This is a genomic window from Corallococcus sp. EGB (assembly GCF_019968905.1).
Lineage (GTDB): Bacteria > Myxococcota > Myxococcia > Myxococcales > Myxococcaceae > Corallococcus.
On the sequence record NZ_CP079946.1, the window covers coordinates 6,821,181 to 6,835,187 of the forward strand.

The window sequence follows — 14,007 nt, forward strand, 5'->3', positions numbered from 1 at the left end:
ACCCCATGTCCGCTGACACGAACATCGACGCGCAGGCCATTGCCATCGTTGGCATGGCCGGACGTTTCCCCGGCGCTCCCGACCTGGACTCCTTCTGGAAGAACCTCCGCGACGGCGTGGAGTCCATCCAGCCGGTGCCCGACGCGGAGCTGGAGAAGCTGGGCGTGGACCCCGTCCTGCGCAAGGACCCGCGCCACGTGAAGGCCAGCGCCGCCCTGGCCGGCATGGAGCTGTTCGACGCGGGCTTCTTCGGCTTCACGCCCCGCGAGGCGGAGCTGATGGATCCGCAGCACCGCGTCTTCCTGGAGTGCGCGTGGGAGGCGCTGGAGAAGGCGGGCCACACGCCGGAGGGCTTCGACGGCTCCATCGGCGTGTTCGCGGGCGCGGCCACCAACACGTACCTGGTGTTCCATCTGGTCCCCAACTTCGACCAGCTGAGCGGCATGGACCAGGTGCAGGTGGATGTGAACAACGGCGGCGACTTCCTCGCCACCCGCGTCGCGTACAAGCTCAACCTGCGCGGCCCCAGCTACTCCATCACCAGCGCGTGCTCCACGTCGCTCGTCGCCACGCACGCGGCCTGCCAGAGCCTCTTGAATGAAGAGTGCGACCTGGCGCTCGCGGGCGGCGTGTCCGTGCACGTGAAGCACCCGGAGGGCTACCCCTTCGTGCCCGGCGGCATCGTGTCCCCGGACGGCCACTGCCGCGCGTTCGACGCGAAGGCGGAGGGCACGGTGTTCGGCAGCGGCGTGGGCGTGGTGGTGCTCAAGCGGCTGGCGGATGCCATCCAGGACGGCGACCACATCCACGCCATCATCAAGGGCAGCGCCATCAACAACGACGGCGCGCTGAAGGTGGGCTTCACCGCCCCCAGCGTGGAGGGCCAGGCCACCGTCATCACCGAGGCCCTGGGCGCGGCGGGCGTGGCGCCGGAGACCATCGGGTACGTGGAGGCGCACGGCACCGGCACGAAGATGGGTGACCCCATCGAGGTGCGCGCGCTCAACAAGGCGTTCAAGTTCCGCTCGGCGGCGGCGAAGGCGACCCCTCCGAAGATCCCGGTGGGCTCGCTCAAGAGCAACATCGGCCACCTGGCCAACGCGGCCGGGGTGTCCAGCCTCATCAAGGCGGTGCTGACGCTGGAGCACCGGCAGATTCCGCCCAGCCTCCACGTGACGGAGGTGAACCCGGAGATTCCGTTCGCGGGCGGCCCGTTCTTCGTCAACACGAAGCTCGCGGACTGGCAGGCGACCCCCAAGCACCCGCGCCGCGCGGGCGTGAGCTCCTTCGGCGTGGGCGGCACCAACGCGCACGTCGTGCTGGAGGAGGCCCCGGCCCTTCCGCCGTCCGGCGCGTCCCGGCCCGCGCAATTGCTGGTGCTGTCCGCGAAGAGCGACGCGGCGCTGGACGCGGCGACGAAGAACCTGGCCGCGCACCTGAAGGCGCACCCGGCGCAGGCGCTGGCGGACGTGGCCTTCACGCTCCAGACGGGCCGTCAGGCCATGGCGAGGCGGCGCGTGCTGGTGTGCCGCGACCGCGAGGATGCGCTCGCCGCGCTGGAGGCCGACGGTGGCCCCCGCCTGTGGACGCACGCGCCGGACGTGCAGGAGCGGCCGGTGGCCTTCCTGTTCCCAGGCCAGGGCTCGCAGTACGTGGGCATGGCGCGCGACCTGTACGCGTCCGAGCCCACCTTCAAGCGCCACCTGGATGCGTGCGCGGACAAGCTGACGTCGCACCTGGGCGTGGACCTGCGCACGGTCCTCTTCCCGGAAGCGTCCAAGGCGGAAGCGGCGACGCAGGCGCTGACGCGCACGGAGCTGACGCAGCCCGCGCTCTTCGCCGTGGAGTACGCGCTGGCGAAGCTGTGGATGGCCTGGGGCGTGAAGCCCTCCGCGATGCTGGGTCACAGCATTGGCGAGTACGTGGCCGCGTGCCTCGCGGGCGTGTTCAGCCTGGACGACGCGCTGGCGCTGGTGGCCGCGCGCGGCAAGCTGATGCAGTCCTTGCCCTCGGGCGCCATGCTGTCCGTGAAGCGGGAGGAGTCCGCGCTCACGCCGCTGCTCCCCGCGAGCGTCAGCGTGGCGGCGGTGAACGCGCCGGGCTTCACCGTCGTGGCGGGCCCCACCGACGCGGTGGACGCGCTGCAGGCGAAGCTGGAGGCGCAGGGCGTGGAGGTGTCGCGCCTGCACACGTCGCACGCGTTCCACTCCGCGATGATGGACCCCATCCTCGCGCCCTTCACCGACCGCGTGCGCCAGGTGAAGCTCAACGCGCCCACCCTGCCCTTCCTGTCCAACGTGACGGGCACCTGGATTGAAGCGGCGCAGGCGACCGACCCGGGCTACTGGGCCACGCACCTGCGCCAGGCCGTGCGCTTCTCCGCGGGCCTCCAGGAGCTGTCGCGCAAGTGGCCTCAGGCGGCCCTGCTGGAGGTGGGCCCCGGCACGGTGCTCACCACGCTGGCGAAGCAGCAGCCGGGCGCGGAAGCACGCGTGCTCGTGTCCTCCACGCGCCACCCGCGCGAGCAGACGCAGGACCTCCAGGTGCTCCTCGGCGCGCTGGGCCGGCTGTGGCTGAACGGCGTGACGGTGGACTGGAAGGGCTTCGCGGCGAACGAGCAGCGCCGCCGCGTGCCGCTGCCCACCTACCCCTTCCAGCGCGAGCGCTACTGGATCGACGCGAAGCCCCTGGGCGGTGGAGCCCGCACGGACGCGCCCGCGCCGCTGGCGAAGCGCCCGGACGTGGCGGACTGGTTCTACGCGCCGTCGTGGAAGCTGTCCCCGCTGCCCAAGGCGAAGGACGCGGCGGGCGCGGGCTGGCTCGTGCTCGCGGACGACACCGGCGTGGCGGAGGCCCTGGCGCCGAAGCTGGGCGGGGAGGTCTTCCGCGTCATCCCGGGTGCTCGCTTCGAGCAGCGCCCGGACGGCACGTTCACGGTGGACCCCACCCGCCGCGAGGACTACTGCGCGGTGCTGGAGGCGCTGAAGAAGCAGGGCCGCGCGTTCTCGAACGTGGTCCACCTGTGGAGCGTGTCGCGCGAGCCGGCGTCGCTGGACCTGGGCTTCCACAGCCAGCTGTTCCTCGCCCGCGCCCTGAGCGAAACGGGCCACCTGGAGCCGCTCACCTGGTCCGTGGTGACCCGCCGCTCCGCCCGCGTGGAGCAGGCGGACGCGCAGCTGCCGGAGCAGGCGCTGCTGGTGGGTCCCTCGCGCGTGCTGCCGCAGGAGTACCCGAACCTCGCGTGCCGCTTCGTGGACGTGGCGCCCGGCGACGCGGGCGCGGCGGCGGACCGGCTGGCCGCGGAGCTGCGCGCGGAGGCGCGTGACGCGGTGGTGGCCCTGCGTGGCCGCCAGCGCTGGGTGCAGACCTTCGAGCCCGTGCGCCTGGAGGCCGGCGGCGCGGAGGTGCTGCGCGACGGCGGCGCGTACCTCATCACGGACGGCCTCACCGGCATCGGCCACGCGCTGGCGTCCGAGCTGGCCACTGCCCATCACGCGAAGCTGACCCTGGTGGAGACGGCGGACTTCCCCAGCCGCGGCCAGTGGACGGCATGGGTGGAGAAGCACGGCGTGCAGGACGCGGTGTCCCGCCGCATCCAGCGCGCGCTCGCCCTGGAGCGCACGGGCGTGGAGATGCTGGTGCTGCCCGCGTCCCTCACCGACGTGGAATCCATGCGCGGCGTGGTGGACGCGGCGGTGGCGCGCTTCGGCCGCATCGACGGCGTCATCCACGCGGCCGGCGGCATGCAGGGCGCCACGCTGGGCACCATCGCGGAGACGGGCCCGGACGAGTGCGCCTGGCACTTCCGCCCGCAGGTGCACGGCGTGCGGGTGCTGGCGCAGGTGCTGCCCAAGCAAGGCCCCGCGTTCTGCCTCCTCGTGTCGTCGCTGTCGTCCGTGCTGGGCGGTCTGGGCCAGGTGGCGCAGGCCTCCGCCAGCGCCTTCATGGACGCGTTCGCGGAGGCGAACACGGAGGGCTTCGCCTACCCGTGGCTGAGCGTGGACTGGGACGCGTGGCAGTTCGCGGACGCGCAGGCCATGGCGGAGCTGTCCCCCACGCTGGCCCAGTTCGCCATCCAGCCCGCCGAAGGCCTGGAGGCGCTGCGCCGCGCGCTATCTCACGGCGAGGGTGGCCGGCTGGCCGTCTCCACCGGAGACCTGGCCGCGCGTCGCCGGCAGGGGCCTCGCGCCGTGAAGGCGGAGCAGGGCAAGAAGGACGCGGCGAAGGGCAACAAGCACGCGCGGCCCTCCATCCTCACGCCCTACGCCGCGCCTCGCACGGAGCTGGAGAAGACCGTCGCGGGCATCTGGGAGCAGGTGCTGGGCATTGACGGCATCGGCATCCACGACAACTTCTTCGAGCTGGGGGGCCACTCGCTGCTGGCCACGCAGCTGCGCAACCACATCCACGCGGTGCTGAAGGTGGACCTGTCGCTGCGCGGCCTCTTCGAGACGCCCACCGTGGCCGGCGTGGCCGGGCGCGTGGAGCAGGAGCTGGGCAAGCGCGCGGCCTCCACGGAGAAGCCCATCGCGGAGCGCCTGCGCACCGCGTTCCCCACCGAGCGCCCCGCCCTGCTCACCGAGTACCTGCGCCACCACATCTCCGAAGGCCTGCGAATCCCGGTGGACCAGCTGCCCGCCGACGGCAGCCTCAAGGGCTACGACCTGCACGCACTGGGCGCGGAGCTGGAGTACGACCTGCGGCAGGACTTCAAGTTCCAGCTCTACCCGCACGAGGTGCAGGCGCACCCGTCCATCCCGGAGCTGTCCAGGTACCTGCTGGTGGAGATGGACCGGCTGCAGGATCCGCAGCGCTTCGCGGAGAACAAGCCGCTGTCCGCGTACCCGCTCAAGCCCTACCGCGCCCAGACGTCCGGCGTGCAGCGCACCCAGACGGCGAAGAAGAACCCGCCCATGGTGTTCGTGCACTCGAGCCCCCGCGCGGGCTCCACGCTGTTCCGCGTGATGCTCGCCGGGCACCCCCGCCTGTTCTGCCCGCCCGAGGTGAACCTGCTCTTCTTCGAGAGCATGCGCGAGTGGCGCCAGAACATCGGCTTCGGCAGCGAGATGGAGTGGACCACGGGCGGCTTGCAGTGGGCGCTCATGGAGCTGGAGAAGCTGGACTCGCCCGCCGGCGCCGCGCTGGTGGACCGGCTGGTGGCGGATGACGTGTCCGCGCAGGATGTCTACCGCCGCCTCCAGGAGAAGTCCGCGCCCCGGCTGCTCGTGGACAAGACGCCCACGTACGCCATGGACATGGAGACGCTGGAGCGCGCGGAGCGGATGTTCGAGGGCAACAAGTACATCTACCTCTACCGCCATCCGCTCCCGGTGATGGAGTCCATCCTCCGCATGCGCTTCGACCGCCTCTTCGCCGCCGGACTCTTCGGCGACGCGGACGTGGACCCCTACGTGGTGGCGGAGACGGTGTGGGCGCTGTCCAACCGGAACCTCCTCCACTTCTTCGACGGGATTGGCCGCGAGCGCTGCCACTGGGTGCGCTACGAGGACCTGGTCGCGGACCCCACGAAGGTGATGACCGGCGTGGCCCACTTCCTGGGGCTCGAGTTCGACGAGCGCATGGTCCAGCCCTACGACGGCAAGAAGGACCGCATGATGGGCGGCCTGGGCGACCCGAACATCCTCCAGCACCAGGGCATCGAGAAGAAGATGGGCGAGTCCTGGAAGCGCATCAAATGGCCCCGCGCCTTCGACGCCTCCACCCACGCGGTGATCGAGCGGCTGGGCTACTCCGTGGAGGGCGCCACGCCCGCGCAGGCCCCCATGGCCGCGCCGGTGGCCACGCCCACCGCGAAGCAGAAGGTGACCGCGGCGGAGGCGGAGAAGCTGCTGGAGAACATGGACCAGCTTTCGGACGACCAGGTGGCCGAGCTGCTCGCGATCCTGGAAGACGCGGGCGGCGGCGACGGCGGTGGAAGCAGCAGCAGCGAGGACGCGGCCTGAACATGACGCCCGAAGAGAAGCGAGCACGCCTGGCGGCGCTGCTGAAGGACAAGTCGCGCCCCGCCGCGAAGCAGGCCCCCCTGTCCTTCGCGCAGGAGCGGATGTGGTTCCTGGACAAGTGGAGCCCCGGCAGCGCGGCCTTCCACATGCCCACCGCGGTGCGCCTGACGGGCACCGTGGACACGGACGCGCTGCGCCGCGCCCTGGCCCTGCTGGTGGAGCGGCACGACACGCTGCGCACCACCTTCCAGGAGCGCGAGGGCGGCGCCGTGCAGCTCATCGCCTCCTCGGCCGAGGTGCCGCTGGAGGTGATGGACCTCCAGGGCCTGCCGGAATCCGAGCGTGAGGCGGAGGCCCAGCGGCGCGTGGTGATGCTCGCGCAGCAGCCCTTCAGCCTGGAGCAGGGTCCGCTGCTGCGCGCGGTGCTGATGCTCCTGGGCGACGGCGAGCAGGTGCTGCTGGTGGATCAGCACCACATCGTCTCCGACGGCTGGTCCATGGGCGTGCTCGTGCACGAGCTGGCGGTGCTGTACCGCGCGTGCCTGGAGGGCCAGCCCTCGCCGCTCAAGCCCCTGCCCCTGCAGTACGCGGACTGGGCGGCGTGGCAGAAGGAGTGGCTCCAGGGCGCGGAGCTGGAGCGGCAGCTCACCTACTGGAAGAACCGCCTCAACCCCAACGCGCTCCTGGAGCTGCCGCAGGACAAGCCGCGCCCGGCGCTGATGAGCTCCAAGGGCGAGCGGCAGGTGATGCACCTGTCCCCCGCCCTCACCCAGGCGCTCAAGGCGCTGGGCCAGCGCGAGGGCCGCACGCTCTTCGTGACGCTGCTGTCCGCGTTCAACGTGCTCCTGTCCCGCTACACGGGCCAGGACGACATCGTGGTGGGCACGCCCATCGCGGGCCGTCCGCGCGCGGAGGTGGAGGGGCTCATCGGCCTGTTCGTGAACATGCTGGCGCTGCGCTCGGACCTGTCCGGCAAGCCCACGTTCAAGGAGCTGCTGAACCGGGTGCACGAGTCCACGCTGGACGCGTACGCGCACCAGGACATCCCCTTCGAGCGGCTGGTGGACGCGCTCAAGCCGGAGCGGCACCTCAGCCACTCGCCCATCTTCCAGGTGATGTTCGTCCTCCAGAACGCGCCCATGCCGGCCCTGGAGGCCCCGGGCGTGGTGATGGAGGCGAAGCCGGTGGACACCGGCACGACGAAGTACGACCTGTCGCTCCTGCTGGTGGACCTGCCGCAGGGCCTGCGCGTCACCGCCGAGTACAGCACCGACCTCTTCGAGCGCTCCACGGCGGAGCGGCTCCTGGGTCACTACCTGACGCTGCTGGAGGGCATCGTCGCGCAGCCGGACCTGCCCATCTCCCGCCTGCCGCTCCTGCCGGACGCCGAGCGCCAGCGCGTGATGAGGGACTGGAACGACACCGCCGTCACGCACCCGAAGGACGCGACGCTGACGTCGCTCATCGAGGCGCAGGTGGCGCGCACGCCGGACGCCGTCGCCCTGGACTTCGAGGGCCAGCGCCTCACCTACCGCGAGCTGGACGCCCGCGCGAACCAGCTGGGGCACGCGCTGCGCAAGCACGGCGTGGGGCCGGAGGTCCGCGTGGGGCTGTGCGTGGAGCGCTCGCTGGAGATGGTGGTGGGCCTGCTGGGCACGCTGAAGGCGGGCGGCGCCTACGTGCCGCTGGATCCAGGCTACCCGCAGGAGCGCCTGGGCTGGATGCTGGAGGACGCGCGTCCGCCGGTGCTGCTGGTGCAGGAGCGGCTCCTGTCGCGGCTGCCGTCGTCGGACGCGAAGGTGGTGAAGCTGGACACGGGCTGGGAGGAGATTGCCCGCGAGCCCACCACCGCGCCTTCTCCCACCGCCACGGCGGACTCGCTGGCGTACATCATCTTCACCTCCGGAAGCACGGGCCGCCCCAAGGGCGCGATGAACGCGCACGGCCCGGTGGTGAACCGCCTCTTGTGGATGCAGTCCGCCTACGGGCTCACGTCCCAGGACGTGGTGCTCCAGAAGACGCCGTTCAGCTTCGACGTGTCCGTCTGGGAGTTCTTCTGGCCGCTGATGACGGGCGCCACGCTGGTGGTCGCGAAGCCCGGCGGACACCAGGACCCGGGCTACCTCAAGGCGCTGGTTTCTTCCGCGTCCGTCACCACGCTGCACTTCGTGCCCTCCATGCTCCAGGCCTTCCTGGACGAGCCGGGCGTGGCCGGGTGCACGTCGCTCAAGCGCGTGGTGTGCAGCGGTGAGGCGCTGCCGCTGGAGCTGAAGGAGCTGTGCCTGCGCACCCTGCCCGGCGCGGGGCTGCACAACCTCTACGGCCCCACCGAGGCCGCGGTGGACGTGACGTTCCACGCGTGCAAGGCGAACGACGGCCGCCGCTCCGTGCCCATTGGCCGGCCGGTGGACAACACGCAGATCCGCATCCTGGACGCGGAGCTGCAGCCGGTGCCCCAGGGCGCCGCGGGCGAGCTCTACATCGGCGGCGTGCAGGTGGGGCGCGGCTACCTGGCGCGGCCCTCGCTGACGGCCGAGCGCTTCATCCCGGATCCGTACGCGACGGTGCCGGGCGCGCGCATGTACCGCACGGGCGACGTGGCGCGGTGGCTGCCGGACGGCGAAATCGAGTACCTGGGCCGCGCGGACTTCCAGGTGAAGATCCGCGGCCTGCGCATCGAGCTGGGGGAGATTGAATCCTCGCTGGAGAAGCACCCCACGGTGCGCCAGGCGGTGGTGCTCGCGCGCGAGGACCGGCCGGGCCAGAAGCGGCTGGTGGCCTACGTCACCGGCAAGGACGGAAAGCCCGAGGGCGCGGCGCTGCGCACGTACCTGCTGGAGCGGCTGCCCGAGTACATGGTCCCGTCCAACATCGTGGTGCTGGAGCGCATGCCGCTCAGCCCCAACGGCAAGGCGGACCGCAAGGCGCTGCCCGCGCCGGAGCTGGGCGGAGCGGATCCGTCCCGGCCCTTCGTGGCGCCGGGGACGGCCATCGAGCAGCAGATCGCCCAGGCGTGGAAGGACCTGCTCCACGTGGAGCGGGTGGGCCTGGACGACCCCTTCTTCGAATTGGGTGGCAACTCGCTGCTCGCGCTCCAGCTCCACCGCCGGCTGACGGCGGAGCTCGGCGTGACGCTGGCGCTCACGGACCTGTTCCAGTACCCCACCGTGCGGGCGCTGGCGGCGCGGCTGTCGCGCCGGGAGGACACGCCCTCGGAGGACGCGGCGCAGGCGGGCCGCTCCCGCGCCGAGGCGCGACGCACGGTCAACCGCCGCGCGGTGGCCTCGCGGGGTCGGGTGGAAACGGATGGAGACGCGGATGAGTGACGCAGTGGGTGGTGGCGAGGAGCGCATCGCGATCGTCGGCCTGTCGGGCCGCTTCCCCGGGGCGCAGACCCTGGAGGGCTTCTGGGAGATGCTCCGGCGCGGCGGTGACGCGCGGCGCGTGCCCACGGACGCGGAGCTGGACGAGGCGGGAGTCCCGCAGGCCCTGCGCTCCCACCCGCAGTGGGTGCGCTCCAGCTACGTGCTGGAGGGCGCGACGGACTTCGACGCGGGCCTCTTCGGCTACAGCCCGCGCGAGGCGGAGCTGATGGACCCCCAGCAGCGCATCTTCATGGAGTGCGCGTGGGAGTCGCTGGACAACGCCGGATATGATCCGGGCCGCTTCAAGGGCGCGGTGGCCGTCTACGCGAGCGTGAGCCTGAGCTCGTACCTGTTGCGCGCGCTGATGCGGCAGCCGGACCTGATGGACGCGGCCGGCTCGTTCGGCGTGATGCTGGCCAACGACAAGGACTACGTGGCCACGCGCGTGTCCCACCGGCTGGGCCTGCGCGGTCCCGCCGCGACGGTGCAGACGGCGTGCTCCAGCTCGCTGGTGGCGCTCCACCTGGCGTGCCAGAGCCTCTTGTCCGGCGAGAGCGACATGGCGCTCGCGGGCGGCTCGTCCGTGTCCTTCCCGCAGACGGCGGGCTACCTCTACCAGGAGGGGATGATCTTCTCGCCGGACGGCTACTGCCGCGCGTTCGACGCGAAGGCCAACGGCACCGTGCGCGGCGCGGGTGCGGCGGTGGTGGTGCTCAAGCGCCTGTCGGACGCGCTGAAGGACGGCGACACCATCCACGGCGTGCTCCTGGGCACGGCGGTGAACAACGACGGCGCGGGCAAGGTGGGCTTCACCGCGCCCAGCGTGGAGGGCCAGGCCGCGGTCATCGCGGAGGCGCTCGCCATCTCCGGCGTCACGCCGGACGACATCCAGTACGTGGAGGCCCACGCGACGGGCACCCCGCTGGGCGACCCGATTGAAGTGGCCGCGCTCAACCAGGCCTTCGGCGGGAAGGAGACGGGCCCGAAGCGCGTGGCGCTGGGCTCGCTCAAGGCGGCCATCGGCCACCTGGACGCGGCGGCCGGCATCGCGGGCGTGGTGAAGACGGTGCTCGCCATGGAGCACGGCGAGATCCCCGCGAGCCCCCACTTCCAGCAGCCCAACCCCGTCATCGACTTTGACGCGGGGCCCTTCTTCGTGCCCTCGCAGCCCCGGCCGTGGACGTCCCCGAACGGGCCGCGCCGCGCGGGCGTGAGCGCCTTCGGCATCGGAGGCACCAACACGCACGTCATCCTGGAGGAGGCCCCCAAGGCCGGAGCCCCCGCGCCGTCCCGCCGCGCGTGGCACGTGCTGCCCCTGTCCGCCCGCACGCCCGCGGCGCTGGACGCGGCGACGGAGCGGCTGGCCGCGCACCTGGACGCGCACCCGAACGTGTCCCTGGCGGACGTGGCGTACACGCTCCAGGTGGGCCGCCACGCGCATGAGCACCGCCGCGCGGTGGTGGTGAAGGACGTGGCGGACGCGAAGGCGGCGCTGCGGGACGCCCGGCGGCTGTTGGGAGGCTCCGGCACCAACACGCGCCGGCCGGTGGTGTTCCTGTTCTCCGGTCAGGGCTCGCAGTACGTGGACATGGGCCGGGGCCTCTACGAGCAGGAGCCCGCCTTCCGCGCGGAGGTGGACGCGTGCGCGGAGAAGCTGAAGCCGCACCTGGGGCTGGACCTGCGCACGGTGCTCTACCCGCCCGCGGACGCGCGCGAGAAGGCCACCGAGCAGCTCAAGCAGACCTCCCTCACGCAGCCCGCGCTGTTCGTCATCGAGTATGCGCTGGCGAAGCTGTGGGCGTCCTGGGGCGTGACGCCGCAGGCGATGGTGGGCCACAGCATCGGTGAGTACGTGGCCGCGTGCCTGTCCGGCGTGTTCAGCCTGGACGACGCGCTGGCGCTGGTGGCCACGCGCGGCCGGCTGATGCAGTCGCTGCCCGCGGGCTCCATGCTGTCCGTGCGGATGACGCCGGAGGCGCTGGCGCCGCTGATGGACGCGCGCATCTCCGTGGCGGCCATCAACGCGCCGGGCTTCACCGTCGTGGCGGGGCCCTCGGAGGCGGTGGATGCGCTCCAGGCGAAGCTGGAGGCGCAGAAGGTGGAGGTGTCGCGGTTGCACACCTCGCACGCGTTCCACTCCCAGATGATGGACCCCATCGTGGAGGAGTTCCGCCAGGCGGTGGCGAAGGTCTCGCGCAAGGAGCCGAAGGACCTCTACCTGTCCAACGTCACCGGCACCTGGGTGACGCGCGAGGACGCGGTGAGCCCGGCGTACTGGGCCCGCCACCTGCGCGACGCCGTGCGCTTCCAGGACTCGGCGACGCTGCTGTTGAACGACCCCGAGCACGTGTTCCTGGAGGTCGGTCCCGGCAACGCGCTGGCCACGCTGGTGCGCCGCAACGCGCAGGAGGGCACCTTCCCGGCCATCCTCACGACGCTGCCCGCGCCGCGCGACGCCCAGCAGGACGCGCTCACGCACGCGATGGACGCGTTCGCGAAGCTGTGGCTCGCGGGCGCGAAGACGACCGCCGGCCGCGCCTACAAGGGCGAGGCCCGCCGCCGCATCCCCCTGCCCGCCTACCCCTTCCAGCGCGAGCGCTACGACCTGCTCAAGGGCCCTCCGCCCGCGATGCCCCGCGCCGCCACCACCGCGGTGCGGACCGGCACGGCGCAGGGAGTGGAGCTGACCGTGCCCGCGTGGCCGCGCACGCGCGCCTCGCCGCAGGTGCCATCGCTGGCCGGCCAGCGCTGGCTGGTGCTGGAGGCGGACACGCCGGTGGCCGCGCGGGTGACGGAGCGGCTGCGCCAGGCGGGCGCGGACGTGGTGTCGCTCGTCGCGGGACGGGGCGCGTCGGATCCGGTGACGAAGCGCTTCGCCGTGGACCCAGCGTCCCCGGACGCGCTGGGTGAGCACCTGGAGCGCCTGCGCGGCGAGGAGTGGACGCCGGGGCACATCGCGTACCTGTGGCCGCTGCTGAAGGAGCCGCGCGACCTGGAGTCGGGGCTCGCGATGTCGTTCCACGGGCTGCTCGCGCTGGCGAAGGCGGTGGGCCCGGGCGCGGCGAAGACGCCCGTGGCGCTGGACGTGGTGACCACTGGCGCCCAGGACGTCACGGGCGAGGAGCCGCTGCTGCCCTGGCAGTCCGCCGCGGTGGGCACGAGCCGCGTGCTGCCGCAGGAGTACCCCGGCCTGACCGTGCGCACGGTCGATGTCACCTGGCCCGCGCCGGAGGAATCCGCGTCGGGTCCGTGGCTGGAGCGGCTGGTGACGGAGCTGGCCACCGGCAAGGACGCCGTGGTCGCGCTGCGCGGTCCGTACCGCCACGTCGAGGCGTTCGAGCCCCTCGACGTCCCCACCGTCGCGACCGCCCCTGCGGCGACGACGGGGGTTGCCCCCGCGGCGGTGCTCGGCACCACCACGCTGGGCACGCCCGGAGCGGCCACGTCCACGCCGGGTGCGTCAGCCTCCACGGCCGCGACCGGCACCTCGGCGCAGGGCGGGCTCAAGGACGGCGGGGTCTACGTCATCGTCGGCGGCCTGGGCCGCGTGGGGCTCGCGCTCGCGGAGCAGCTCACGCAAGCGGTGAAGCCGAAGCTCGTGCTGCTGTCGCGCCGCACCCTGCCCGCCCCCGGCGAGTGGGACGCGTGGCGCGCGGGCCATGACGCGCAGGACGCGACGTCCAGGGCCATCGAGCGGATGCGTGCGCTGGAGCGCGCGGGTGCGCAGGTGCTGGCGCTGCGCGCGGACGCGGGAGCGCCGGGGCAGTTGGACAAGGCGCTCCAGAGCGCCGAGGCGAAGTTCGGCCGCATCGACGGCGTCTTCTACACGGCGGGCGACGGCGGCATGGCCACCCGCATCTCCGTGGCCGAGGCCACGCCCGAGGCCACCGCCCCGCTGCTGGCCGGCCGCCTCGGAGGCCTCACGCAGCTGGCGGAGGCGCTGGCGTCGCGGCGTCCGGACTTCGTCGTGGTGCAGTCCTCCCTCACCGTGGTGCTCGGCGGCATGGCGGTCAGCGCGGTGGCGGCGGCGCACGCCGGCATGGACGCGGTGGTGGCCCGTCAGGCGCGGCTGGGCGGCACCCGCTGGTACACCGTGGACTGGGACGTGTGGGGCGTGGGCGAGGGCTTCAGGCCCGACGCCGTCATCCCGCCCGCCGAGGGCTTCCGCCTCCTGCGCGCGCTGCTCACGCAGCCCACCGGCGGACGCTTCCTCGCGTCCCTCGGCTCGCTGGAGGCGCGGCGTCAGGTGGCGCGCGAAGGCACCTCCGCTCCCCGCGCGGGAGGAAGCACCAGCGGCAAGCACCCGCGCCCCCCGCTGGCCAACGCCTTCGTCGCCCCGCGCGACGAGACCGAGGAGAAGGTCGCCGCGCTCTGGCAGGACCTGCTGGGCGTGGAGTCGGTGGGCATCACCGACAACTTCTTCGAGCTGGGCGGCCACTCGCTCCTGGGCGTGCAGCTGCTGTCACGCATCCGCGAGGCCTTCCAGGTCGAGCTGTCCATGCGCGCCCTCTTCGAGTCCCCCACCGTGGAGGTGATGACGGTGGCCATCGTGGAGGCGAGCGCCAGCCAGCTCGACCCCGAAGCCCTGGAAGCCATGCTCGCGGAGCTGGAGCAGAGCTGAAATCCGTCAGCAACGCCGGGCCCGCGCGCAGTCCCGTAGTACCGTGCGCGGGCCCCTG

The 14,007-nt window shown here is 72.6% G+C and carries 3 protein-coding genes; all 3 read left to right on the forward strand.

Annotated features, from left to right (window positions below; translation table 11 throughout):
• Positions 1 to 5: 5 nt before the first annotated feature.
• From KYK13_RS27840 to KYK13_RS27850, 3 genes are read left to right on the forward strand one after another with little or no spacing between them, the layout of a single operon-like run.
• Positions 6 to 5,963, forward strand: a complete 5,958-nt coding sequence (locus KYK13_RS27840) for a type I polyketide synthase (protein WP_223635562.1) — start codon at positions 6 to 8, stop codon at positions 5,961 to 5,963.
• 2 nt (positions 5,964 to 5,965) lie between these two features.
• A complete protein-coding gene (locus tag KYK13_RS27845; RefSeq protein ID WP_223635564.1) occupies positions 5,966 to 9,289 on the forward strand; it encodes a non-ribosomal peptide synthetase in 3,324 nt (1,107 codons plus the stop codon).
• Positions 9,282 to 13,949: a type I polyketide synthase gene (locus KYK13_RS27850; RefSeq protein ID WP_223635567.1), complete on the forward strand. Its 4,668-nt coding sequence runs from the start codon at positions 9,282 to 9,284 to the stop codon at positions 13,947 to 13,949. Before KYK13_RS27845 ends, KYK13_RS27850 begins: the two co-directional genes overlap by 8 nt.
• Positions 13,950 to 14,007: the final 58 nt, after the last annotated feature.

Excerpts from the sequence above, each read along its gene's own strand:
- KYK13_RS27850 (WP_223635567.1), top strand. The coding sequence starts at position 9,282 with ATGAGTGACGCAGTGGGTGGTGGCGAGGAGCGCATCGCGATCGTCGGC.
- KYK13_RS27840 (WP_223635562.1), top strand. The coding sequence starts at position 6 with ATGTCCGCTGACACGAACATCGACGCGCAGGCCATTGCCATCGTTGGC.
- KYK13_RS27845 (WP_223635564.1), top strand. The coding sequence starts at position 5,966 with ATGACGCCCGAAGAGAAGCGAGCACGCCTGGCGGCGCTGCTGAAGGAC.